This window comes from Chitinophaga sp. (assembly GCF_017745275.1).
GTDB lineage: Bacteria > Bacteroidota > Bacteroidia > Chitinophagales > Chitinophagaceae > Chitinophaga.
The window spans coordinates 172,044-195,889 of record NZ_JAGHZS010000004.1 but is presented as its reverse complement, the minus strand read 5'-3'; the positions used below and the strand labels follow the sequence as shown (position 1 = coordinate 195,889).

The 23,846-nt window shown below is 43.8% G+C and carries 23 protein-coding genes; 13 read left to right on the top strand and 10 right to left on the bottom strand.

Annotation, left to right across the window (positions count from 1 at the left end; translation table 11 throughout):
• Positions 1-190: 190 nt before the first annotated feature.
• A complete protein-coding gene (locus J7623_RS13700; protein ID WP_291920870.1) occupies positions 191-1,006 on the top strand; it encodes a universal stress protein in 816 nt (271 codons plus the stop codon).
• 118 nt (positions 1,007-1,124) lie between these two features.
• Positions 1,125-2,228: a trypsin-like peptidase domain-containing protein gene (locus tag J7623_RS13695; RefSeq protein WP_291920869.1), complete on the top strand. Its 1,104-nt coding sequence runs from the start codon at positions 1,125-1,127 to the stop codon at positions 2,226-2,228.
• Positions 2,229-2,345: 117 nt separating this feature from the next.
• On the opposite strand, the gene J7623_RS13690 is transcribed toward J7623_RS13695, so the two are convergent.
• Together J7623_RS13690 and J7623_RS13685 are read right to left on the bottom strand one after the other, a co-directional pair.
• Positions 2,346-3,860 carry a DNA polymerase III gene (locus J7623_RS13690; protein WP_291920868.1) on the bottom strand — a complete coding sequence of 505 codons (1,515 nt, stop codon included), beginning with the start codon at positions 3,858-3,860 and terminating at the stop codon, positions 2,346-2,348.
• 30 nt (positions 3,861-3,890) lie between these two features.
• Entirely contained in the window at positions 3,891-4,757 is an 867-nt protein-coding gene (locus tag J7623_RS13685; RefSeq protein ID WP_291920867.1) for an ATP cone domain-containing protein, read from the bottom strand.
• Between the two features lie 235 nt (positions 4,758-4,992).
• On the opposite strand from J7623_RS13685, the gene J7623_RS13680 reads away from it, so the two are divergent.
• Positions 4,993-6,075: a hypothetical protein gene (locus tag J7623_RS13680; RefSeq protein WP_291920866.1), complete on the top strand. Its 1,083-nt coding sequence runs from the start codon at positions 4,993-4,995 to the stop codon at positions 6,073-6,075.
• A gap of 25 nt (positions 6,076-6,100) precedes the next feature.
• Positions 6,101-6,826, top strand: coding sequence for a polysaccharide deacetylase family protein (locus J7623_RS13675; protein ID WP_291920865.1), 726 nt, complete (start codon positions 6,101-6,103; stop codon positions 6,824-6,826).
• A 61-nt stretch (positions 6,827-6,887) separates the two neighbouring features.
• Here the strand turns inward: J7623_RS13675 and J7623_RS13670 are convergent, their stop codons facing one another.
• The gene (locus tag J7623_RS13670; protein WP_291920864.1) at positions 6,888-7,340 is read right to left on the bottom strand and encodes an Hsp20/alpha crystallin family protein; all 453 of its coding nucleotides are present in this window, start codon (positions 7,338-7,340) and stop codon (positions 6,888-6,890) included.
• Positions 7,341-7,528: 188 nt separating this feature from the next.
• On the opposite strand from J7623_RS13670, the gene J7623_RS13665 reads away from it, so the two are divergent.
• Genes J7623_RS13665 through J7623_RS13655 form a run of 3 tightly spaced genes read left to right on the top strand, consistent with a single transcriptional unit; the run spans position 7,529 to position 9,050 of the window.
• Entirely contained in the window at positions 7,529-8,353 is an 825-nt protein-coding gene (locus J7623_RS13665) for a universal stress protein (RefSeq protein ID WP_291920863.1), read from the top strand.
• Positions 8,354-8,378: 25 nt separating this feature from the next.
• Positions 8,379-8,552, top strand: a complete 174-nt coding sequence (locus tag J7623_RS13660) for a hypothetical protein (protein WP_291920862.1) — start codon at positions 8,379-8,381, stop codon at positions 8,550-8,552.
• Positions 8,553-8,591: 39 nt separating this feature from the next.
• Entirely contained in the window at positions 8,592-9,050 is a 459-nt protein-coding gene (locus tag J7623_RS13655) for a pyridoxamine 5'-phosphate oxidase family protein (RefSeq protein WP_291920861.1), read from the top strand.
• A 35-nt stretch (positions 9,051-9,085) separates the two neighbouring features.
• On the opposite strand, the gene ppsA is transcribed toward J7623_RS13655, so the two are convergent.
• A complete protein-coding gene (gene ppsA, locus J7623_RS13650; protein WP_291920860.1) occupies positions 9,086-11,500 on the bottom strand; it encodes a phosphoenolpyruvate synthase in 2,415 nt (804 codons plus the stop codon).
• Between the two features lie 19 nt (positions 11,501-11,519).
• Positions 11,520-11,924: a hypothetical protein gene (locus J7623_RS13645; protein WP_291920859.1), complete on the bottom strand. Its 405-nt coding sequence runs from the start codon at positions 11,922-11,924 to the stop codon at positions 11,520-11,522.
• Between the two features lie 307 nt (positions 11,925-12,231).
• Between J7623_RS13645 and J7623_RS13640 the strand changes: the two genes are divergently transcribed.
• From J7623_RS13640 to J7623_RS13625, 4 genes are all read left to right on the top strand, one after another.
• A complete protein-coding gene (locus J7623_RS13640) occupies positions 12,232-12,720 on the top strand; it encodes a hypothetical protein (protein WP_291920858.1) in 489 nt (162 codons plus the stop codon).
• Between the two features lie 10 nt (positions 12,721-12,730).
• Positions 12,731-13,570 carry a universal stress protein gene (locus tag J7623_RS13635; RefSeq protein ID WP_291920857.1) on the top strand — a complete coding sequence of 280 codons (840 nt, stop codon included), beginning with the start codon at positions 12,731-12,733 and terminating at the stop codon, positions 13,568-13,570.
• Between the two features lie 23 nt (positions 13,571-13,593).
• A complete protein-coding gene (locus J7623_RS13630) occupies positions 13,594-14,400 on the top strand; it encodes a universal stress protein (protein WP_291920856.1) in 807 nt (268 codons plus the stop codon).
• Between the two features lie 73 nt (positions 14,401-14,473).
• Entirely contained in the window at positions 14,474-15,604 is a 1,131-nt protein-coding gene (locus J7623_RS13625; RefSeq protein WP_291920855.1) for a site-2 protease family protein, read from the top strand.
• A gap of 13 nt (positions 15,605-15,617) precedes the next feature.
• On the opposite strand, the gene J7623_RS13620 is transcribed toward J7623_RS13625, so the two are convergent.
• Positions 15,618-16,634, bottom strand: coding sequence for a zinc-dependent alcohol dehydrogenase family protein (locus J7623_RS13620; protein ID WP_291920854.1), 1,017 nt, complete (start codon positions 16,632-16,634; stop codon positions 15,618-15,620).
• A gap of 107 nt (positions 16,635-16,741) precedes the next feature.
• Positions 16,742-17,692 carry a 1-phosphofructokinase family hexose kinase gene (locus J7623_RS13615; RefSeq protein WP_291920853.1) on the bottom strand — a complete coding sequence of 317 codons (951 nt, stop codon included), beginning with the start codon at positions 17,690-17,692 and terminating at the stop codon, positions 16,742-16,744.
• Between the two features lie 414 nt (positions 17,693-18,106).
• Here J7623_RS13615 and J7623_RS13610 point away from each other — a divergent pair, with 414 nt between their 5' ends.
• Positions 18,107-18,556 (top strand): GNAT family N-acetyltransferase, encoded by a 450-nt coding sequence (locus tag J7623_RS13610; protein WP_291920852.1) that lies wholly within the window; start codon positions 18,107-18,109, stop codon positions 18,554-18,556.
• 52 nt (positions 18,557-18,608) lie between these two features.
• Here the strand turns inward: J7623_RS13610 and J7623_RS13605 are convergent, their stop codons facing one another.
• The 3 genes from J7623_RS13605 to J7623_RS13595 form a co-directional block, all read right to left on the bottom strand.
• Positions 18,609-18,776, bottom strand: coding sequence for a hypothetical protein (locus tag J7623_RS13605; protein WP_291920851.1), 168 nt, complete (start codon positions 18,774-18,776; stop codon positions 18,609-18,611).
• Positions 18,777-18,873: 97 nt separating this feature from the next.
• Positions 18,874-19,629 carry a leucine-rich repeat domain-containing protein gene (locus J7623_RS13600; RefSeq protein WP_291920850.1) on the bottom strand — a complete coding sequence of 252 codons (756 nt, stop codon included), beginning with the start codon at positions 19,627-19,629 and terminating at the stop codon, positions 18,874-18,876.
• Between the two features lie 12 nt (positions 19,630-19,641).
• Entirely contained in the window at positions 19,642-20,232 is a 591-nt protein-coding gene (locus J7623_RS13595) for a hypothetical protein (protein WP_291920849.1), read from the bottom strand.
• Positions 20,233-20,724: 492 nt separating this feature from the next.
• Here J7623_RS13595 and J7623_RS13590 point away from each other — a divergent pair, with 492 nt between their 5' ends.
• Entirely contained in the window at positions 20,725-23,790 is a 3,066-nt protein-coding gene (locus J7623_RS13590) for a TonB-dependent receptor (protein ID WP_291920848.1), read from the top strand.
• Positions 23,791-23,846: the final 56 nt, after the last annotated feature.

Below are 23,846 nucleotides of genomic sequence, written 5' to 3'. Positions count from 1 at the left end.
GTTTAAATATATATTATCCGGACGGTGGTGGGCGATGTTATTGGCGTAATTGAGATTAATCCCGGTAACCTCGAATTCTGTCAGAGGCTGTTTGTATGATAACAATCAAGCAGGCGAATGATTGTTGTCATGATTTGAAGTAGCCGGCGTTTTTATCTTTAATTATCTTTTACCATTAACAACATTTTTTATGAAAACGATATTAGTTGGAACTGACTTTTCCGCTACCGCATTTAATGCAGCCTGCTATGCGGCCGACATGGCGTTAGCACTGGGTAAAGATTTGTTGTTGTTGAATATTTATACGATACCTGTAGCCTACTATGAAGTGCCGATAGTAATAAATGAACAACAGATGGTACAGGATCTGGAAGATGAGATGAATAAGTTAAAAGAACAATTGTTGCAGCGCATCAGCGGGAAGGTGCTGATAAAAACAGCCCTGAGAGTGGGCACATTTTTTACGGAATTAAGCATGGTATGTGAACAGGTTAAACCTTATGCTGTGGTGCTGGGGAGCCAGGGTTCCACTGTAGCGGAACGGTTGTTTCTTGGCGGCCATGTTGTTTATACTATGAAGCATTTAAACTGGCCGTTGATAGCAGTGCCTCCGGATGCTCATTTTTCAGGTATAAGAAAGATAGGCCTGGCCTGTGATCTTAACGACGTGGCAGCAACCGTTCCTGCAAACAGGATTAAATCGCTCACAGCTGATTTTAATGCAGAGCTGCATATACTAAATAGTGAACAACAGCGGGAGTCATCACCGAAGATGGCCAGGGAGTCCGGGGTGTTGCATGAAATGCTGCAAACTGTTAAACCTCATTATCATTACATCGTACAGGAACAAACGGATCAAAGTATAATGAATGCCACCGTTGAAAATCACATCGACCTGTTAATTGTGCTGCCCAAACATCATAGTCTGCCTCATCTGTTGATGCATAAAAGTCATACCCGGCAGTTGGCCATGCACTGCCATGTTCCTGTGATGACATTACCTTAATGAAGAAAATTTATAGTTTTTGAACCGGCATTGCAGCGTATATAAGCACACCGGTTTCCGATAAAGGCTGGTTACGGAAACCGGTGTTAGCAGCTTGTTTTATTGTTAAATAGCAGATATGAAAAAGAAATCATTACTCTTTTCTTTTTTTTTAGGGTGTGTTTTATCGTGGGGTAACTCTGTTGCGCAGGAAAAGCGCGTTACTATTGTTACCAGGGGAATGTCATTTGTTTCCCTGGAAGAAAGGCAACAGACAAATGGGGAGGCAATATCCCCGGAAAGGACTACAGGTAATATCAGCTTCCGGTATGCCGCTGCTAAAGCGGTACCAGGAGTAGTACATATTATTGCTACTTATCAACCTGGTTTTAAGGAAGAGGAGGTTGATAGCTCGCTGGATTTGTCAGTATCATCTCTCCATCCAACTGTTACTACCGGTAGTGCTTCTGGTGTAATTATTACCCCGGATGGATATATAGTGACCAACTACCATGTGGTACATAAATCAGCCAGTATAAAAGTGATACTGGCCAACCAAAATACCTTCAAAGCGGAAGTAGTAGGAATGGATGCTCTTACAGATATAGCCCTGTTGAAAATTAATGCACAGCAACTGCCTTTTATTCGTTTTGGCAGTTTGGATGATGTAGCAGTGGGAGATTGGGTATTGGCGATAGGAAGTCCACTTGGCATGACTTCCACCGTTACAGCCGGAATAATAAGTATGAAGTCCAGGGTTTTTACAGACCAGGAAGACCAGGGAAGCCTCTCCTCTTTTATACAAACCGATGCCGTAATGAATGGTGGTAATAGTGGCGGTGCATTGGTCGATATCAATGGTAAGCTAATCGGGGTCAATATTGCCATACTTACACCAACCGGTAATTTCGCCGGTTATTCTTTTGCCATACCTGTAGAAGTAGTGAAAAAAGTTTGTAATGATTTATTACGTAATGGTCAGGCTTTGCATGCTTCTCTGGGAGTATATGTTGCCAATGTGCCTGAGAAATACGGCGTATATGTATATAAGTTACTGGAAGGCAGTCCTGCTGTTAAGGCAGGTATTCAGATGATGGATGTGATAACGGAAATTGATAACAGAGAAATACAAAGAGTAGGAGATATGCAACAAGTCATGATATTGCATCATCCCGGCGATAAAATATTGTTGAAGATACTGCGTAAAGGCAAGCTGGTGAATTGTGATGCAATACTGAAATAGGAAGACCAGCTGTTGTAATACTCCCGGGTACTGCCAGGCCATAGACAGGATAGACATAGCACGGTAGCCAGGGCGCCCTTCGCGAAAACTGCCGGCATATACCTATGCCAGATCCGGTTAGTTTATACCTGATGCAGATAGCTTATTCTTTTTAAATTTTTCAATTTCTTTCCAGCTGTGCGCATTAAGGATGTCAGCTTTGCCACAACCTCCTCTCCTGGCTACCCAAATACCCAGCTGCATACAATCAAATTGGTTTAATTGATGGGCGTCGGTATCAATGATCAGCTTCACGCCTTTAGCAATCGCTTTCTTTACCAGGGTGTCGTCCAGGTCCAACCGGTTGGGGCGGGCATTTATTTCCATAGCTGTTCCGGTAGCAGCAGCTTTACTAAACAACTTGTCCCAGTCAACAGGGTAGGGGTCTCTGCTGCCAATGAGCCGGCCACTGGGGTGCCCGATACAATGAACATAGGGATTTTCACAGGCTTTTATTAACCGGGCGGTATTATCATGGGTGAAGTGGCTATGAACGGCAGCAATTACCCAGTCAAACTGTTTTAACAGCTCATTGGGTAGACTCAGTTGACCATCATCAAGAATATCCACTTCAACGCCTCTTTTTACATAGTCATATCCCATTTCATTATTTATTTTTGCTATTTCAGCAGCCTGGCGGGTAATGTCCGCAGGTTGCAGTACATGATCTGTCCCTTCAAGGGATGCATGATCGGTAATAACGATGTATTGATAATGAGGGAATATACTAAACATATACCGGGCAATATGTGCTATACTCTCGTCTCCATCGCTCCAGTTGCTGTGTATCTGCATGTCGCCTTTTAACTGGTCAAATGTTACGAGGGATGGTATGGCGTGTTGCTCCGCTGCTGTAATAACGCCTTGCTCTTCCCGTAGTTCCGGAGGTATATAGTCCAGCAGCATATGTTGAAATATCTCTTCTTCTTTTTCAGTTGCAATATATTGGTGATTTTTGACATCATATAGCCCATTTGCATCCAGCCGGTATCCCATAGTGGTAGCCATATTTTTCATCAATGCATTGTAGTTTTTTGAACCGGTATAATACAACAATGAGGCGCCATAATGTTTGGCATCGGTTAGGTAGAAATATACAGATAGCTGATTATGCAATACAACACCAATTCTTTTTTTTCCGGCAGCAAAGATATTGTCCGTTAAGGGCATGCGGGCAATTTTATACAGGAACTTTCTTCTGTCTGTGCTGTCGAGCTGCACTACGATATCAATATCTCCAATGGTGTCTTTCCCTCTTCTAAGGCTGCCTGCTACCGCGGCTTTCTGTACTTCGGGAAACTGAAGGATACAATGTAATACTTCTTTTCCCTGTAGAATAGCCTCGGCCAACTGGATACGGCTTTCTTCATTTTTATAGAGTTTTAAAGCCCTTTTGATATTCTTTTTATCATCTCCTGTTAATTCCGGGAAGCTGTCCAGTTGTTCCATCTCCACGGCAGTAGTAAATTCAGGGAGGGTATTTATTTGAAACGCTTTACAGATAGCGTTTACTTTGCTGGAAGTAATGCCTTTAATATCGAGTAGTTCCGCTAATGTTGCCGGTAATGTTCTGGCATTTGCATGCGTTTTCATAATAAGTATGTTTTAATAGTTGTACAGTCACTATGCCCATTCCAACGTTGAAATATTTTCACACAGATGTTGCGCTTCTGCAAGAACCAGGTCATATCTGCTATTTAAAATGTGTTCGTTTTTAAGAAGCACCGGTTGCTCAATCAGTGTACGGCATAGTATCACTCGTTTTTCAAGTAACCTGTATTTCTCCTGGCGACTCAGTGTAGAAAGACAGGTAATCGGGTACAGCCTGGTTTTATCAATAATATCTTTTAATCCTTTGCCAGCCGGATAGTCCCACGATAACATATTTAATCCCATACATACACCATATTGTGTGGCATCGGAAGTGATGCGGGTATTAGTGATCAGCCAGCCCTGGTATTCCTGTTGGGAGGAATGTTGGCTATCCTTCATTTTCCATGCTATATCCTCAAACCTGGATTGTACGTACAAGGGGATTTTTACATCGCAATGTGTTCCCTGTAGCTGGTGATATTTGCATTCGATAATATAAACACGATTGTTTTTCACCGCACGTATATCCACTTCATGCATAATACAATGTCCGCCTATTTGATTATTAGTGGTAGTTAAGTAGCCTGCCTGCCGGAATAATTCAGCGATATATTGCTCAAAAGGAAACCCGGAAGGACCCAGTTCAAAAATCGCCTGCTTAAGCCTGTATCTGCCGGCCACCGACCGGGAGGCATGCTTTAACATACTGTACGCCATTTTATAGATGGTGCGTGTAGGCATGTCGGGATATATCTGCTCATAGAGCTCATCTGATATCTTTTCTACTAAATCAGGAGCTGCCCCTGCACGCTTTAGCGACTGTTGCAGCTTTTCCAGCGAAAACGGGACTCTGGTTCCGTTGGATTTTGTTACGAATATAGAAGGTGTTGAACTCATAGTTGGAAGCAATTTCTATTACTAAAGTAGTTTGATAACTACAACTATTATCTGACAGGGATTAGCCTTTATGGTGATTGTTGTCATAAGTTGATCCAGGAAGGGAAATATACCTGATGGCAATCAACCGTTTGAATGAGCGATATCATTTTTTGCAGGACAGAGAGTATTTAATTTGAATGTTGGTTGGATCCTGCTGACAACTATTATTAGCAATGCTTTTAAAGTCCTGCATATGAAAATGATATGGAAATTTGCAAACGGGATACTCATTGTAGGCGCCCTTTTATGGATAGGGGCTTTAGTAGTATATGTTTTTACTACTGATGACCTGTTGTTTTTTCAGCAGTGGGAAGACAGAAAACTGGTGGGGCATTCCCGGAAGGTAATGGTGCCGGGTATTGAACCGCTGCTCACGGCTGCATACAAAAAGAATGAGGAGGCGGATACCGCCCGTTATAATGCAATACAACTACATCTGGTACATAATAAGCCTTCTCGTGACTGGCCGGTGAAAACAGGTTATCCTTTGCCGGGCGCCCTGCTTCCCTATAACCGGATTGTTGCTTTTTACGGAAACCTGTATTCCGACCGGATGGGAATATTGGGCCAATTGCCGGGTGATGATATGATAAAGCAACTGGCTACAGAAGCAGACAAATGGAGGAAGGCAGATACCTGTATTCCCGTGGTGCCGGCACTGCATTACATTGCAGTTACTGCTCAACGTAATCCCGGAAAAGACAGGAAATACAGGCTGCGTATGCCAGACAGTGAAATCACGAAGGTGTTCACCCTGGCCCAAAAAGGACATGCCATTGTTTTCCTGGATATCCAGGTGGGATTGAGCACCCTGCAGGAAGAACTGCCGCTGCTGGAAAAATACCTGGTACGGCCAGATGTACACCTGGGCATTGATCCGGAATACTCCATGAAATACGGGCAGGTACCCTGCACCGCCATAGGGACCTTTGATGCAATAGATATTAATGAAGCCATTTCCTGGTTGGCAGATCTGGTGAGAAAATACCATCTGCCGCCCAAAATATTGATTATACACCGCTTTACACAGGGTATGGTGACAAACTATAAGCAGATTCGTTTACAACCGGAAGTACAGGTGGTGATGAATATGGATGGCTTTGGCGGTGTAGCTAAAAAAACAGATACCTATAAGAGTTGGATATCAGGACAACCCGTACAATTCACAGGGTTTAAATTATTTTATGAAAACGATGTAGTAACAGGAGGCCACCTGATGGAACCGGCTGAAGTACTGGCGCTTTATCCTCAGCCAATATATATTCAATACCAATGACTTTTTAAATGATCAAATTCATTTTATGAAATATGTTATTTTGTTTTTTTTGCTGGTATTGGCATCCGGACATGCAGTTTCACAAAGGAGTATACCCATATTATGCTATCACAATATAGGCAACGGAACTTATAAAAATGACCCGTTGCACATTAGCCGGGAGCAGTTGAATAACCAGTTGAAAGGATTGGCTGATAGCGGATATCATACAATACTGCCGGATCAGCTGGTCAATTGTTTAACCGGGAACAAACCTTTGCCCGTCCGTTCATTTATGATCACCTTTGATGATTCGCATGTGGAGCATTTTTCCATTGCTGATTCGTTACTGCGTTACTATGGGTTCCGCGGCGTTTTTTTTATAATGACCGTTACCATTGGAAAGCCTGGTTATATGAATGCTGCACAATTAAAAGCGCTTGCCGGTAGGGGACATATCATTGCTGCACATACCTGGGATCATCCGCATCTGTATACTACCGGAACAATGGATTGGGAGCAACAATTGGTTCATCCCAAAAAAGTATTGGAAAAAATAACGGGTAATCCGGTATGGTATTTTGCTTATCCTTTTGGGGAATGGAATGATACTATTATAAATCACTTAAAAGAAAGTGGCTACCGGGCTGCGTTTCAGTTGAACGCTCACCAGGGAGATGTACTTTACACCATCAGGCGAATGATAGTAGATGGACGCTTTTCAGCAATAAAGTTGCAGGAAAAAATGAGACGGTTTAATGGCGAAGAATAGTTGATATCAGCTATCTGGCAGATAAAAGCCCTGTTGCTTTTTCAACAGGGCTTTGCCATGATTATTTAACAGCAATTTGCATACTCTTTCCATTCTTTTTGGCGTCTTCATTTTTGGGTAGTTTCAGTTTGAGCATTCCGTCCTCATAATGGGCTTCGATTTTGTCTTTATTGATGGTTTCAGGGATACTGAAGCTACGGGAAAAGCTGCTGTAGTTGAATTCCTGCCTGCTGTACCTGGCATTTTTCTCTTCCTTCTCCTCTTCTTTTTCAGCACTGATGGTCAGAACGTTACCCTCAACATTAATTTTAAAGTCATCTTTTTTCATGCCGGGTACCGCTAAAGACAGCTTGTAGCTATCTTTTTCTTCGGTTACGTTAGCAGCAGGAATGGTAAGCGCAGTAAAAGCCCGACCATCATACAGGTTGTTCATCCATTCCTTCCAGGGTTTAAAGAAATCGTCAAAAACTGAGGGGTGTGAAGCAGTACGTTTGTTTAATGATAATGAGCTCATATAAAACCTCCTTTTTTTGGTTAATTTTTTATGCTAAACTACCCATCCTCCTGCATGAAAAAAATGATAGACCTCAGCGTATTTGCTGATTAAAATCATGAAATCCGGAACTGCCTTAAATCATATCCTGTACTGACCTCTATCATAATTTTGTGGCATACAACCGGATTATCTTTAAACAAAAAAACATGGAAAAGATATTACTGGTAATGTGTGGTGCTGCGCCCACAAAAAACGCATTAAATTTCGCATGCTATCTCTCGGATATTACGCGGTCGAGATTAACGGGTATTTTTTTCGATAATGAGAATTATGTATCCGATCCTTTGCTAACGGAAGAAAATGAAATGCTCTATTCAGAAGGGGTTATTCCTGCACAATCTTTAAAAGCAGAGGGTATAACAACGCATATGCGAACTTTTGAGGAAACATGCGAGCTTAAAGGGATACAGGCATCCGTAAAGTACCTGGAGAGTAATGTGCCTGAAGATATCATTGCGGAAAGCAGTTTCGCAGATCTTATTATTGCCGATGCTGCCATATCCTGTTTACCGGGTACACAGGAAGCACCATCGCCATTATTACAACAATTGATGGCCAATGCCCAGTGTCCTGTTATTATTGCACCAGCAGCTTTTACGCGGATTAATGAAGTGGTTTTTTGTTATGATGGCACACCCTCATCCGTTTTTGCCATGAAGCAATTGTCTTATTTGCTGCCTGAACTGGGAGACGCCAAAGCCACTATAGTACAGGTCAATAATGAAGATATCCCAACAGCTGAAAGGAAGCGTATTATTACCTGGTTGAGCCGTCATTTTGAGAGCTCAGATATTGTTACACTGAAAGGGAAATCAGAACCCGCCCTGTTTGATTATCTGCTTAAAAAGCAGGATACGCTGGTAGTAATGGGTGCATATGGGAGAAGCATAGTATCCCGCCTGTTTAAACGCAGCCACGCAGACTTGCTGATTAAAACACTGGCTTATCCTCTTTTTATCACACATTATTAATTCAAATACTTTTAAACTAATTGTTATGTTACACGCTTTATCACATCCCCCGCGGAAATACATTAGCGACCTGGGAACAGGTTTGATTTCATGGGGCCTGGCCCTGTTCTTCCTGGCCGGTGGATATCCCTTGCTGGTAGCAGTGCTGAGGCAGATACTACTTTTCCTGTACGAGGTATTTATCAGGTACCAGTATTGAAGTTTGGAATTAATTCTTTTACATTCTTAACGCAGTTGTATGTTAGGTAAATTAAGTAATGAAGAAATTGACCAGGTCCTTTCCGGTAATGTTATTGGCCGGATCGGATGTACGAATAATGAAAGCGTATATATTGTTCCTATTAACTATGCTTTCAATGATACTTATATTGTAGCTCATTCCCAGGAAGGTATGAAGATAGAAATGATGAGAAAACATCCGGAGGTTTGTTTCCAGGTAGATGAAATTGTTAGTTTGACCAACTGGCGAAGCGTTATCATTTGGGGAAAATATGAAGAAATTACCGATCCCCGGGAAAGATATTATGCGATGAAATTCCTGGTTAGCCGGTTATCCCGGGTACGGGCCAGCGAAACCGCCGGTGTGGCACAAATGCACGAAGAAATGGAGCAAAACGGTACCCTCTCCAATATTATCAGGCCGGTGGTATACCGCATCCGTATCAATAGAAAAACCGGCAGATTTGAGAGGGATTGATTCTGCCGGTATGAGTTAACCTTGATATATAACCGTTAAATAAGAACAGGTAAAGTTCCGTTACTGGTGATGCCGCTATTTTCCTCTGCTTCCCTTATATGAGTGATTCCTTTTACAATAGCATCCGGATTAAAAGCAATGCTGTTAATACCTTCTTCTACCAGGAATGCCGCAAAGTCCGGATGATCACTCGGCGCCTGTCCGCAGAACCCTATGCGCACGCCTGCCTTGCCCGCTGCCTCAATCATCATGGCGATCATTTTTTTTGCTGCAGGATCCTCTTCGTTGAAATCTGTTGATAATAAAGCAGAGTCTCTGTCTATGCCCAGTGTTAATTGGGTAAGATCATTGGAGCCAATGGAGAAGCCGTCAAAGATAGCTGCAAAGGCTGCTGCTTCTATCACGTTCGACGGGATTTCGGCCATCACATATACTTCCAATCCATTTTCTCCCTGTGTCAAACCAAAGCTTTCCATCACCTCCAGTACCTTTTTGCCTTCTGTTGCCGTACGGCAAAAAGGAATCATGACTTTCACATTGGTTAATCCCATCTCATTTCTCACTATTTTCACCGCCTCACACTCCAGTCCAAATCCTTCTTTGTATAATGGGTGATAGTAGCGGGATGCGCCGCGGAAGCCCAGCATGGGATTTTCTTCCTGGGGCTCAAATTCTTTTCCACCTAATAATTGTGCATATTCATTTGTCTTAAAATCGCTCATACGGACAATCACATCTTTGGGATAAAAAGCTGCAGCAATGGTGGCAATTCCCTGGGATAGCTTGTCTGTAAAATATTTTCGTTTATCAGCATAAAGCTGGGTCATCGCTGTTATAGCGGCTTTGGCCGTTATATCAGTCAGGCTGTCATATCTGACCAATGCCATCGGATGTATGCGGATAGCATGTGTGATAATAAACTCCATTCTAAGTAATCCAACACCATCATTAGGATAAAAGGAGAGCTGGAATGCTTTATCAGGGTCACTGATGATCAGGTTGGCTTCCGTACTTTCGGGCAGGGTGATATCACTGAAGTCTATCTCGGTGGATTCATATGTCAGGGCGCCTTCGTATACGTAGCCTGTTTTCCCTTCACAACAGGAAATAGTTATCATAGCGCCATCTTTAATACTGGTAGTAGCATTGCCGGTGCCTACAATGGCAGGTACGCCAAGTTCCCTTGCTACAATGGAAGCATGACTGGTTCGCCCTCCACTGTTAGTTACTATACCAGCTACTTTCTTTAAAACCGGATCCCAGTCGGGGCTTGTAATATCTGTAACAACAATGTCTCCCGGGTTTAAAAGCGCTGCTTGCGCCGGTGACTGTAATATCCTGGCAACACCCGATACTATTTTTTCCCCGATAGCTTCTCCTTTCGCCAGGCATACACCTTTCCCTGTCAGCCGGTACCGTTTATCCTGCGAATGCCTACTGCCAGTGTGTATAGTCTCCGGCCTTGCCTGCAGGATATATAATGTTCCCGTAAGGCTGTCTTTGGCCCATTCTATGTCCATCGGGCACTGGTAATGTTGTTCTATGATAACGGCAAATTGTGCCAGCTGCATAACATCCTTATCTGATAATACAAACCGTTGCTGGTCTTCCAGTGGTGTATCTTTATTGATAGTAAATGTTGGGGAATCAGGATCATCGGACAGGAAGCAGGTTTTTTCCTTAGTACCCAGCTTTTTTTGAATGATGGCTTGTTTTCCTTCCAGGAGGGTGGGTTTGAATACATAAAATTCGTCTGGCATCACCATCCCTTGCACAATATTTTCTCCCAGCCCCCAAACGCCTGAAATCAAAACAACATCACGGAAGCCGGATTCCGGATCTAATGTAAAGCCAACGCCTGAGCAGGAGCTATTGGTGTTTACCATTAACTGTACACCTACAGACAGGGCTACTTTGTCGTGCTCAAAACCGTTGTCTTCCCGGTACTTAATCGCCCTGTTGGTATAAAGAGAGGCGAAACACTTACAGATAGCCTGTAATAGCGCAGCTTCACCGGTGATATTTAAGAAAGATTCATGTTGCCCTGCAAAGCTGGCATTAGGCATGTCTTCTGCTGTAGCACTGCTTCTTACGGCAACGGCTAACCGTTTCCCTTTTACCAGCGTGTTATAGGCAGCTGTAATCGAGTGCTTGAAATCATCTGGTATGGTACCATTCAATATCATATTACGCGCCTTTTCACCGATCTCCTGCAAGTTGGAAAAGTTTTTCCGGTCAAGTTGCTGTAGTAACTGAGATAGCGGCCCGCGGATATTGTTGGCTTCAAGATAGTCCCGGAAAGCAGCTGCAGTAGTGGCAAAACCATCGGGTACATTTATACCGGCGCCGGATAAAGTATGAATCATTTCTCCAAGAGACGCATTTTTTCCTCCAACGAGGGCAACATCTGCCAGGCGTATATCGGAAAACAGTTTGATACTGTTACTCATAAGGCTTCTTTTTATAGATTCATTCATTATCATTATCTGGCGCTTCCGGCCATTGGAAAGTATGGTTTTTGGCTGGTCTGCCGGCATTATTCAGCTCTTCCAGGGTCCAGTTATCAGTACTGGTGGTTTCCAGCCACAATGTTCCGGCTTTGCGCATTACCTGTGCATGTAATCCGAAGATATGGCTACAGTCATATTCCACTGCTGCCGCGGTTCTATAGTAACTGATATCCAGCCATCCGAAGTTATCGCGCATTCTTATTTTTTCAATCGCCGTTTCCGGTGATATTTTCTCGCCTTCAGGAGAATATTCTCCTTTGGTGTGTGGCTTCCTGAAAAATTCCAGTTTCAGGTAGGGATATAATGTGTGAAACCTGTCCTGTATATCGCCTACTGTTGCTTCTTCACTAATATATATTTGCATAAAAAAGAGTTTTATTTTAATGCAAGTATAGCATCGATTATAGCGCAGGAAAATGAGCTTAGTCAAGCTGTAATATGACATTGGTCATCATCTTTTGCAGCAGATTATATCTGATAGACCAGCAATTATTGTTTGTTACAGTAACAGGGTTTTCACAAGTTTGGCCCCCGATTATGATTAGTACGCCAGGCATGACCTGAATCAAGCACAGATATGACCAGTGTCATTTATTCCGGACGGCTGCACTGTTAATTTTATTACCGGAAAACAAGCAATTCTGCCTGGTAACAACTTAAATCCTAATATCATGCATGCAAATATTTTTTCTCTCACCTCTATAGCGGCAAACGTTATTAGTTTAGCCATATTAATGGCTGCTATTTTTTGGCCCGTTATCGCCCGTTTTTTACTGTCAGTCATTTTTATAGGAGCCGCATTTTTTAACGCTTTTATGGCGATACGGAACCCGGAATTGTTTATGGTATACGGGGCAATGACCGTTTCACCTATTTACGAACAGTTTATTTATGGCGCATTCCGGGACAACATTGCAGCGATTGTCGTGTCCATTTCAATATGCCAGCTGGCAACAGGGATTTTTATCGCTGCCAGCGGAGCAGTACTTAGATTGGGGTTGATAGCTGCCGTGATTTTCCTGGTGGCTATCGCCCCACTGGGTGCCGGATCTGCATTTCCATCCACTCTTTTGCTGGCCATGGCTGCCATCATCTTGCTTTTTAAGGTAAAATACCTGTCCGTGCACCGGTTCCCTTTTGTTATACATCATCTTTCTTAAATCAACAGCTATGAAGAAGATAATTGCCGTTTTAGATGGGTTGAGTTATTCCAGCAGTACCGTTGAATATGCCGTATATATAGCTAAGCAGGAAATGGCCCATTTGGTAGGTGTATTTCCGGAAGACATCAGCTATAGAAGCTATGCACTTTCCGAACTGGTAGACGAATGGGATGTTTCTGACCAGCGGATAAAAGACTTTGCAGAAAAAGACAGGCATACAAGGGCCAAAAGTGTAGAAAGGTTTGAGCTGGCATGTCAGCAGTCGGGCCTGAACTACTCTGTACACCGGGATAACGATACCGCCATAGACACTTTATTACATGAAAGTATTTATGCTGACCTGATGATTATCTCATCAAAAGAAGCCTTTAACCGGCTTAAGGAAGAAAAGCCATCCCTTTTTATGCGGCATTTACTGGGAGAAGGAATGTGCCCCATTTTGATGGTGCCGGAAGAATTTACCGGGATCAACAAGTCGGTATTATTATATGATGGTTCGCCATCTTCTGTATATGCTGTTAAAATGTTTGATTATACACTTAGCAGTATGAAATATATGCCTACAGAAGTGTTGGCGGTGAAAAGTCCTGCCGCTTCTTTACATCTTCCGGATGGGAAGTTAATGAAAGAGTTTATGAAACGGCACTATCCTCATGCTACTTACCAGGTATTACAGGGTATTCCGTGGGAAGTGATCCCGGAATATTTACAAAAAGAAGATAGCAGTACTGTGGTTGTGTTGGGAGCTTACCATAGAAATCGCCTGTCGAGATGGTTTTATCCAAGTATGGCAGATACACTGCTCGCAGCACTGCAATCTCCCTTGTTTATTGCGCATTGCAAATGATAAACATCTAAAACCACCGTTTTATGAAAAAGATACTGCTCGCTATCGATGGCGATAATTTCTCAGAGGGCGCTTTCGAATTTGCCGGAAAAATGAATGAGGTGGAGCCAATTATGCTTACCGGCGCATTTATTCCTGAACCGTACCTGGGCAGAGATATCAATGTTGTACCGGTTTTTATGCCTATCATGGAAAGCTATGCGGCGGAATTACTGGAACGGAATATTGGCGTATTCAAACAGCAGTGTACAGAGCATGGCATCTCATTCAATATACACAGCGATATTTCAGCGCCAGGTATTTATGACCTGAAAAAAGAAACCCGGTTTTCAGACCTGTTGTTGCTGGGCCATGAAAAGTTTTACGGAGATTTAACTATTTATGGCATCAATGAATTTCTCGCCACTGTATTGCACCAGGCTGAATGCCCGGTAATAGTAGTGCCGGAACAATTTACTTTTCCTGAAAGTGTGATCCTTACATACGATGGAGGAGCGTCTTCCACGCATGCTATCAGAAGTTTTTCTTATCTCTTTCCACAACTATGCAACAAGCCTGCTATCCTGGTATACGGTTCCGCAACAGCAGAAGAAATACCCGAATTAGAAAAAATAAAGGAATTGGCCAGTCTTCATTTTAGTAATCTCAAGTTTGAGTTACTCAATGCAGATCCCAGGAAATACTTTGATACCTGGCTGGATGAAATCAAATCTCCAATTGTAGTTAGCGGCGCATATGGCCGGGCGGGTTTGTCCAGGATATTCAAACATAGTTTTATTCATGACGTTATGCAGGAGCATAAGGTGCCTGTTTATATTGATCATCGCTGAAAACGGATCTGAGTCAAGGAAGGAAAAGGCCAGGCTGGAAACAGCTTTCTCCTGTCGTATAAATATCACAGCCATGAAAAACAGTATTAAGTTGTTTACCCTTTATGGTATTAACATTTACGTTCATTGGACGTTTACGTTATTGTTTGGTGGTATACTGATTTTGCAGTATGCCGGTGGAGCCGGATGGGAGCAGTCTCTCTGGACTTTATGGGCAATCGTGGCCATATTGGGTTGCGTGTTGCTGCATGAACTGGGACATGCACTAGCAGCAGCCAAGTTTGGTATCCATTCAAACAATATTATACTGTTGCCAATAGGAGGGATGATAAATATGGAAAAGATACCCGAACATCCGATACAGGAAGTAATTATCAGTCTTTCAGGACCATTGGTAAATTTGCTGATATCAGGGATACTGGCGTTATTTATTCGAGGTAACCTTTTCCCGTGGAATGCGTCACAAAATATGGTGGCCATCCAGGCAGATAATTTCCTGTATTATTTATACTACGCCAATATCGTATTAGCAATTTTTAACCTGATCCCTGCCTTCCCAATGGATGGAGGAAGGGTATTAAGAGGTATTTTAGCTTTGTTTACCACTTCCGATAAAGCAACCACCGTGGCAGCACTTACGGGCAGGATAATTGCTTCAGCATTCATTGTTGCCGGTATTATCTTCTTTAATATTATGCTGATGCTGATAGGGCTGTTTATTTTTGTGAGTGGTACTTCTGAAGAGAAATTATTATTTCTTAAAGAGGCAGGTAAAGGAATATTGCTAAAAGAAATCATTACCCGGCCCTACACAATTCTCAGGCCGGAAACAACCATGATTGAAGCGGCGGAAATGTTGTTGTATCATCAGGACGATGTTTTTATTATTGCTGAAAGTGAGCAAGGCATAGGTGTGGTCAGCCGGGATACCATACTGACGGCCATTATTAACGGTAAGCACCAGGATGTGGTGAGAAGTTACATATCAGAACATTCGCGCACATTGCAGGCAACGGCTACTTTAACCGAGGCCATTGATTTACTGGCGCTCAATAATGGGAAAACAATCGGCGTAGCCGTTAATCACCAGGTGAAAGGGGCGGTGAAGATGCAGGATATCATTGAATACCTGATTATCCGAAATGCTCATACCAGTACGCTTAAGAAATCCAGTGCTATCTATAAATTTGTTCAGGCAGGCTAGTAATGCAGCGCTTTTAAAATGTAAGGACTGCAGCTCCCGTTAATTCACCGCTACGTAACGCATATAGGGCCTCATTAGCCTGTGATAATGGGAAATATTTCACCGAAGTGGTAACGGGTATTTTGGGTGCTATCTCAAAAAATAGTTTTCCATCTTCCCTGGTAAGATTAGCTACTGACCTCACCATCCGTTCCTGCCAAAGCATTTTGTAAGGAAACATGGGTATATCGCTCATATGAATACCTCCACAGATGACTGCACCCCCTTTATCCAGATGAGATAATGCAATTGGAACCAGGCTGCCGTCGGGAGCAAAAATAATAGCCGCATCTAATTTTATAGGCGGAGATTCCAGGGAGCTCCCTGCCCAAATGGCGCCCCTTTCCAGTGCAAATGCTTCACTGCTGCCATCACCGGGTTTTGTAAAGGCATATACCGACTTGCTTTGATACCTGGCTATTTGTGTAATAATATGCGCGGCCGCGCCAAAGCCGTAGATACCTATGTTCTCTGCATATTCCGGTATCATACGCCACGACCGGTATCCTATCAGTCCCGCGCATAAAAGAGGGGCACTTGCCTGGTTAGTAAATATATCTGGTATAACGATGCAATACTTTTCCCAGGCAACAATATATTCCGCATATCCTCCATTTACCGTATATCCTGTGAAAAGAGCGTGCTCACATAGGTTCTCCTGTCCCTGGGCGCAATATTTACAATGTCCGCAGGTATATGCCAGCCAGGGAACACCAATTTTATCGCCATATTTAAGCGTGGTTACTTCGCTGCCGGTAGCTGCTACTTCTCCGATCACTTCATGCCCGGGAATAAGTGGTAACATTACCGGCGGCAGGTCACCATCCAATATATGCAGGTCAGTTCTGCAAACACCGCAGGCAATTACTTTGATTAGCACCTGGCCAGGTCCGGGAGCAGGTACCGGTACATTTTTGAGTTGCAGTGGCTGACCAGGTTTTTCCAGTACCATGGCCCGCATGCTTTCTGGTAAATGGAGCAATGTCATCATTATAATTTTTACAACACCAGTGAATGCAAGTGTTTTGCCGTAATGGCTATTCATTATTAACACGATAACTCCCCGAAAGTTAGAAAGTCAGGAGAAGATACCCGCTTTCACAGGGCGCTTGTTAACGCCTGCCTCCTGCAAATTTCCTCAAAAAGAAACTGTGCATCTTCTTTTTTACACAGTGCGGTACCGGCATTTAAAGTTGCCGCAGTGCCGCAGGCGACACCAAATTGAACAGCTTCTAAAATTTCTTTATCCTTAGCCAGGCTGTAAACAATACCTGCCAACATGCTGTCGCCTGCACCAACAGTGCTCACGCGCGTTACATCCGGGGCAGGGACTTTTACCGCGATATGCTGCGTTATCAGCATGGCGCCTTTGCCTCCCATGGATACCACTACCACTTCGCATTGTTTTTTGAAAATGATCTGACGGGCTACATCTACCATTTCATCAGTATTCAGGGTATCTACGCCGGCAAAACCGGCTAATTCACGCAAATTGGGCTTGATGAGGTAAGCGCCTTCACGTATAGCCTGCTTTAAGGCGTCGCGGGAAGTATCTGCAATGAAGCGCGCACCTTTGATGGCTGCAATAGCACTAAAAGAGGCAAATATATCTGCAGGAATTCCAGGCGCCAGGCTGCCACTGGCAACCAGGTAGTCGATATGATCGATGTTCCTGATCACTTCCAGTAAATGCTGCCATTCAAAGGTATCCACCACCGGACCCGGCATATCGAAGCGATATTGTGCATCATTACCGGTATCTGTAATAATGAGATTTTCTCTTGTATTTCCTGCGATGGGAAGCGACAATGCGGGAACGCCTTCTGCGCTTAACAGCGCATCATAAAATTTGCCTGAATGTCCGCCGGCGAGGTAAATGGCCTGCGCGTCGCCGCCTAACTTTATAATGGCTCTTGCAACATTTACACCACCTCCGCCAGGTTCATAAGTAGGATTGCTGCACTGTAATTTCCGCTCAGGCCTTAATGCAGGCACGGAAGTACTTTTGTCTATTGCCGGGTTCAATGTAATAGTGACAATGCTGGACATAGCTTTTCTCATTTTAGTTGGATGATAAATGAAACCAGGTCAAAGATACCAGCCACCCGCTGTGATTATTATGACCATTATTAGCCGGTATACTGATCTTTATCATCTGTGAAAAGCCTTTAGTCGCAGGGCTTCCTGTTATTTCCACCAGTAGCAACAGCTATTTGAACTTTTTGCTACGGAAACGAAAGCACGCCTGCAAACATGTATTTCCACCATGAGGTTACCCTGTATAATTGGACTACCTGTTTTGTTGAAATGGGACCACCTGTATCGTCCGGCAAGGGTATACTTTTGCAGCAGCAGCGATGGATACCTGCTGTAGCTAGCAACATTCACGGATACAGCGTTCAAATAGCGACTGATAATATCGAACTAAAATAAGAGGATCACTCAAACACAAAATCATAAGCGATGGTACAAATTGTCAAAGCAGGAATCGAACATCTCGATGAATTCGCAGAATTATTCAACCATTACCGCATCTTTTACCGGCAGCCTTCGGATCTCGAAAAGGGGAAAAACTTTTTACGGGAGAGAATTAGTAATGGAGAATCAGACACTTTTTTAGCCATGGTAGATGGCAAAGCGGTAGGATTTGCCCAGCTCTATTCCCTGTTTCATTACAAAAAGCTTGAACGCCAGTGGTTATTGAGCGACCTGTTTGTTGACCCGGATTACAGGGGACGTGGTCTTTCCGTAATGATCATCGACCGCTGTAAAGCCTGGTGTGAAGAAACCAATGCCTGTGGCCTGTTACTGGAAACTGAAAAAACAAATGCCATTGGTAATCAGCTGTATCCCAGGACGGGATTTGAAGTGGATCATGAACACAATTATTACAACTGGTGGAAAGCTGAGTAGTCAGAAATTTTCCGGGGTGTACAATATTTCACCCCGGAAAAATAGCTTTTTGTTAGCATGCGCGGGTGCAAAGGAACATGCTGTGTACGGGATCACATGGATTTTCTGTAGTTGGATCAGAAATCAGGTAACCCGCATCATTGTTAGTTGACAGCTTGCTCAGGCGCGCAATAATTTTTTTACTCAAAACAAGTTTTGGCAATTGAATTTTCTTTTTCATAGCTTATAATTTGAGGTGGTCAGGCAAATGCCTGTACTATTAAAGTACGCTATAATTCGCTGCCACCACATCCCGTAAAAATGGGATTTTTCAACTATTACCAGGTGAATTTTGTCAGGCTCACCGTACCGCTCATATTCAGATTGTCCAGTGGACAGAAATCAGCATTCAGCTCTTTCAGTTTCCTTAATCCATATACTTTTAATATCCGCAGCTTACGGTTGGTATACAGGTTCAATACTTCCAGGTCCTTTAATGGGGTGGCATTCAGCTCTTCCAGTTGGTTGTTGCCCAGCATCAGCGTTTTAATTGCATGGGAGCCCTTAAAACTAAAAGAGGTCATCATATTATCGTTCAACTGGCATTCCTCCAGTAACGGGTGACCGCCCACATCTACTGCATTCAGCGTATTGTTGTGCAACTGTAGCTCTTTGAGCCTGGGCAAGCCGGACAGGTCTATGACCGACAGCTTATTGTAAGCCGCATATATTGTTTGCAGGTTGGTGCACCCCTTTACATTCAGCGTTTGTAACTGGTTGTTGTAGCCATAAATGGCCCGGAGTTTAGTCATTCCCTGGAAGTCTGCGTCCCTGATGTTATTGTCGTAAAAACCGAATTCCTCTAAATTGGCGAAGCTGCGGATGCCCGCCAGGCTGGAGATCTGAAACTTGTTGACATATAGTTTCGTTACTTTCAGCGCTTCTGCTACCTGGATTTCGTTATCGTTATTCAGGTCAACACCTTGTTCGATGAGTGCTTTTTTGAAGTTGTTATTGCGTATGTTGACATTTTGCGCGATGACCGCCTGTACTGCCAGAAGAAGAACAGGAAGATGGATAAATATTTTTTTCATGAGAATGTCTTTTTAGTTGGAGATTTCAGCGGACATCCGGCCATCGCCAGTTACTTCTATGATGCCCGATACTTCCTGTTCTACCGCATATTTTTGCGTACACCAAATATAGGTAGGTGTGGAGTACAATACTTCTCCATATCCGTTGTAGGCCGTTTCCCTGCCGGTTTGTACCTTGTACTCATATTGTTTTTCGTAATCGATCCAGGTAACAATATAGTACTTGCCAGGTTTAAGATCCCTGAACTCAAAATGGCCGTTTTCATCCTGCACTCTTCCTTCAATGTGATAGCTGTATGCTTTGTTATCCATGCTGGCAATTTTTTTTCCTTTACGATACTTCTTCTGTAGTTCCAGCATTTCTGTGAGGTAAGGTGTTACGGGAAACAGGAGAATACGATCGCCCTGCCAGGGATAAAAGGTTCTGCCTTTCTTTTTCAGTTTAGCCAGTCCCGCAATGGTGGCATGACCATCTTCCATTTGTTTGGCTGTTTCCTCCTCATTAAACGGGATGGTAGGAAAAATGTATTCAGGTGTTTTTTGGGCAGATACACGGGTAATAGTGGTCAGCAGGAGAGCCGCCATCATGGATATTCGCCACATACAGCAATGCATAGTTTCTTTGTTTGGATGAATCAATGATTTTCAGAAATACCGGCGGACAAAGGTCGGTATAAAGCTGAGTAAAATTTAAGGCAGCGGCAATACCTGTAAATGGGTATTTAATTTACCTCTTTTCGGGTAGATCAGGAAGCAACTTTTTTTGTAGATACTGTCTCATCCTTATGCTTACACCGGTTTGCGGAAATAACGCCCCATTTTTAAGGGAGGGGGATTCCTTAAATCGTTGTGTGCTGGGTTTGGGGCCCGATTCGCCATAGACATGCTATTTGAAAATCGCTTAATGATAGTGACGAGAACCCGGGTGGGGGTTGTAGTAGTTCTGTAGTAGCCGTGTACGCCATAAAAATTGGGAATTATACCTTATGACGTAGTAATGAAGTGGTGGTTTCCGGGCATTTTTTTAGCAGCTATCCTACATTTGTTTTATCCACGATTCACTATTTAGGAACGGACCAAAACTAAATTTTGCGTATGAAAAAAAAGTACACCTGTATTATTATCCCCCTTTTACTTTCCATGATCGTCCATCTTACAGCCAGCGCCCAAAATAAAGTGGTGAAGGGGACGGTAACAGATGACAAGAACTTACCTGTTATCGGCGCGTCAGTTGGCGTAAAAGGTACCGTAACTGGTACGGCTACCAATGAAGTAGGCGCTTTTTCCCTGGCAGTGTCGCCCGGGGCGGATTCCCTTGTCATCTCTGCTATAGGTTTTGCCAGGAAGGTAGTGCCTATCACCGGTAATGTGGTGAATGTGCAACTGGAACCTACCCGCACCGGCCTGGATGAAGTAGTGGTAGTTGGGTATGGTACCCAAAAGAAAGCGGACCTGACCGCGCCCATTACGGCGGTGAATACTGACAACATGATGAAACGTACCACGGCTACGCCCATGGAGGCCCTGCAGGGAAGCGTTCCCGGTGTGCAGGTAGTTACGAGCGGTGCGCCAGGTAGTGTTCCTAACGTCCGCGTCAGGGGAGTGGGCTCCTTTAATAATGAGAACCCCTTGTATGTAGTTGATGGGATGTTTGTGACGGATATTAATTTCCTGAATCCCGGTGATATCGCAGACATGTCCGTATTAAAGGATGCATCCGCCGCTGCTATCTACGGTGTGCGTGCCGCCAATGGCGTAGTGCTGATTACCACTAAAAAAGGAAAGCTCAACATGAAAACCCGGGTAACCTATACGGGTTATGTAGGCATGCAGCGCCCCACCAACGTATTGAAAATGGCTAACGGGAAACAGTATACATCGTTCTCCCTGCAAAGAGGCTCCGTGGCGGATAGCGGCACCGCGTTGCTGTCGTCCCAGAAATACGGCGGCAATGGCCTGAATCCTACTACCAGCACCGACTGGTATGATGTGATCCTCAGAAAAAGCGCCCTGATCACCAATCACGGCATTGATGTATCGGGAGGAAGTGATAAAATCACTTATTCTATGGGCCTCAACTATACCTACCAGGATGGTATCTTAAACGCGCAGAATAACTTTAAGCGATATAACGGCCGCCTGCAACTGGAAGCAAGAGCATTCAGCTGGCTGAAAGTGGGTGTGACTGCTATCTTTAATAACTCCACTACTTTCAGCCCGGATAACTCCGCATTCCTGAATGCCTATACCGCTTCTCCCTTATTCCCGGTATACGACAGTACTAACGTAAATGCCTATCCTGTGAAATTCACGGCGCCGTCTGTGATCGGCAGGTCTGATGATAAAAACCCCATGGCAACGGCGTATTATCATTACGACAAGTCAAAAGGATTCCAGATTTTACCAACGTTATATGCAGAGGCAGGATTTTGGCAGAATAAAATCACTTTCCGGACGCAGCTAAGCCAGCTCTATGGATCACTGCTGGAAACCCGCTACAGTCCTGAGCAGAACCAAGGCCCCGCCCCTGGTAAAACCTTGTCGCACTTAACCTCCATCCAGGAACGGACCACGAACTATATACTCGATAATTTGCTGACCTATAAAGATGGCAACGGGCGGCATCACTGGAGCATACTCCTCGGACAATCCACCAGGGAAGAACGCTGGCGCCAAACCCGCGCAGAAGCCGACGATGTACCTAACCTCGAAGAGGCCTGGTACGCAGGGCAGGGAAGACCCAACGTTGCTTACTATGGCGAAGATGGTACCCGCAATGCCGGTATTTCCTACTTCACCCGCGGTACTTATGACTATGACAACAAATACCTGCTCACCGCTACTTATCGCGCAGATGGCAGCTCGAAATACCAGACCAAATGGGGCTATTTCCCTTCTGTTGGTTTAGGCTGGGTTATCAGCCGCGAAGCATTCATGCAAAATCAACACCTCTTTGACTTTTTAAAAATCAGGGGTAGCTGGGGAAAATTGGGGAACGATGGAGTAAATACGAACGCCGGTTACGCCAAGTTACAAACGGGTAACAGCAACTCCGCTGTTTTCGGAAGCACAGGAGGCACTAATGGTACTTACCTGCCCGGATATACAGTGAACCGTTTCTTCCAGGACGTTTCCTGGGAAGTAGTGACAGAATGGGACGGAGGTATTGATTTTGAAATGCTGAAAGGACGATTGAAAGGCTCCGTAGACTATTATAACAGGAAAACTACCGGGGCAGCTTTCTATAAACCTATTCCTTCTACGTATGCTACCGTGTATGGTAACTGGGCTGATATGGAGAACAGTGGCTGGGACATAGTGCTGAACTGGAATGATAAAATTGGTAGTGTGGGTTATTCCATTGGTGCCAATGTGTCTACCTTAAAAAACAAAGTCACCAGCCTTGGAACCCTCCCAAGTTCTACCGGCGGTTTCCCCGAGTGGACAGCAGAATTTCCCAACCGTATTGTAGTAGGACAGCCCATCAATTATTTCTACGGGTATGAATTTATCGGCGTTTATCAAACCCAGCAGGAGATAGATAATGATCCAATCGCGAAACATTATAATCAATCTGCTACATCACCTATCTTGCCTGGCTTCCCCAGGTATAAAGATCAGAACGGTGATGGCATACTGGATGATAAAGACCGTGTGAATATGGGTAACTACCTGCCTAAAGTTACTTATGGTTTTAATATCGGGTTGACCTATAAAAAGTTCGACTTCAGCATCGCCTTCCAGGGGGTATCCGGCAATAAAATATTCAACCTGAACAGGGGCAGATTGTACAAAGCATCTTCTTCCCTGAACCTGGATGAAAAATTTGCCAGCAATCTCTGGACCGGACCTGGTTCCACCAATGCCTATCCTTCTGCTTATGCACTGGGACAGGGTTGGTTTAAAGTAAGCAACTCCTTCTTTGTAGAGAGTGGCGCTTATCTGCGTATTCAAAACATTCAGCTCGGATATAATTTCGATATAGGTAAACAATCTCCGGTAGCCATGAGAATATTTGCTACCGCCGACAGACCTTTTATGTTTACCCGGTACAATGGCTTTACACCTGAAATCAGCTCTTATAATGGCGTTTCCGGTTATGATTCCAATGTATACCCGGTATCTTCCACTTATAGCCTCGGCGTAAGGGCAACGTTCTGAGGACCTATTGTTTAAGGCTATACGAAAATGTTTTAGATCTATATAGTGATAGAAAA

Coding starts and splice junctions, on each gene's coding strand:
- J7623_RS13700 (WP_291920870.1), top strand. CDS start 191: ATGAAAACGATATTAGTTGGAACTGACTTTTCCGCTACCGCATTTAAT.
- J7623_RS13695 (WP_291920869.1), top strand. CDS start 1,125: ATGAAAAAGAAATCATTACTCTTTTCTTTTTTTTTAGGGTGTGTTTTA.
- J7623_RS13690 (WP_291920868.1), bottom strand. CDS start 3,860: ATGAAAACGCATGCAAATGCCAGAACATTACCGGCAACATTAGCGGAA.
- J7623_RS13685 (WP_291920867.1), bottom strand. CDS start 4,757: ATGAGTTCAACACCTTCTATATTCGTAACAAAATCCAACGGAACCAGA.
- J7623_RS13680 (WP_291920866.1), top strand. CDS start 4,993: ATGAAAATGATATGGAAATTTGCAAACGGGATACTCATTGTAGGCGCC.
- J7623_RS13675 (WP_291920865.1), top strand. CDS start 6,101: ATGAAATATGTTATTTTGTTTTTTTTGCTGGTATTGGCATCCGGACAT.
- J7623_RS13670 (WP_291920864.1), bottom strand. CDS start 7,340: ATGAGCTCATTATCATTAAACAAACGTACTGCTTCACACCCCTCAGTT.
- J7623_RS13665 (WP_291920863.1), top strand. CDS start 7,529: ATGGAAAAGATATTACTGGTAATGTGTGGTGCTGCGCCCACAAAAAAC.
- J7623_RS13660 (WP_291920862.1), top strand. CDS start 8,379: ATGTTACACGCTTTATCACATCCCCCGCGGAAATACATTAGCGACCTG.
- J7623_RS13655 (WP_291920861.1), top strand. CDS start 8,592: ATGTTAGGTAAATTAAGTAATGAAGAAATTGACCAGGTCCTTTCCGGT.
- ppsA (WP_291920860.1), bottom strand. CDS start 11,500: ATGAGTAACAGTATCAAACTGTTTTCCGATATACGCCTGGCAGATGTT.
- J7623_RS13645 (WP_291920859.1), bottom strand. CDS start 11,924: ATGCAAATATATATTAGTGAAGAAGCAACAGTAGGCGATATACAGGAC.
- J7623_RS13640 (WP_291920858.1), top strand. CDS start 12,232: ATGCATGCAAATATTTTTTCTCTCACCTCTATAGCGGCAAACGTTATT.
- J7623_RS13635 (WP_291920857.1), top strand. CDS start 12,731: ATGAAGAAGATAATTGCCGTTTTAGATGGGTTGAGTTATTCCAGCAGT.
- J7623_RS13630 (WP_291920856.1), top strand. CDS start 13,594: ATGAAAAAGATACTGCTCGCTATCGATGGCGATAATTTCTCAGAGGGC.
- J7623_RS13625 (WP_291920855.1), top strand. CDS start 14,474: ATGAAAAACAGTATTAAGTTGTTTACCCTTTATGGTATTAACATTTAC.
- J7623_RS13620 (WP_291920854.1), bottom strand. CDS start 16,634: ATGATGACATTGCTCCATTTACCAGAAAGCATGCGGGCCATGGTACTG.
- J7623_RS13615 (WP_291920853.1), bottom strand. CDS start 17,692: ATGTCCAGCATTGTCACTATTACATTGAACCCGGCAATAGACAAAAGT.
- J7623_RS13610 (WP_291920852.1), top strand. CDS start 18,107: ATGGTACAAATTGTCAAAGCAGGAATCGAACATCTCGATGAATTCGCA.
- J7623_RS13605 (WP_291920851.1), bottom strand. CDS start 18,776: ATGAAAAAGAAAATTCAATTGCCAAAACTTGTTTTGAGTAAAAAAATT.
- J7623_RS13600 (WP_291920850.1), bottom strand. CDS start 19,629: ATGAAAAAAATATTTATCCATCTTCCTGTTCTTCTTCTGGCAGTACAG.
- J7623_RS13595 (WP_291920849.1), bottom strand. CDS start 20,232: ATGTGGCGAATATCCATGATGGCGGCTCTCCTGCTGACCACTATTACC.
- J7623_RS13590 (WP_291920848.1), top strand. CDS start 20,725: ATGAAAAAAAAGTACACCTGTATTATTATCCCCCTTTTACTTTCCATG.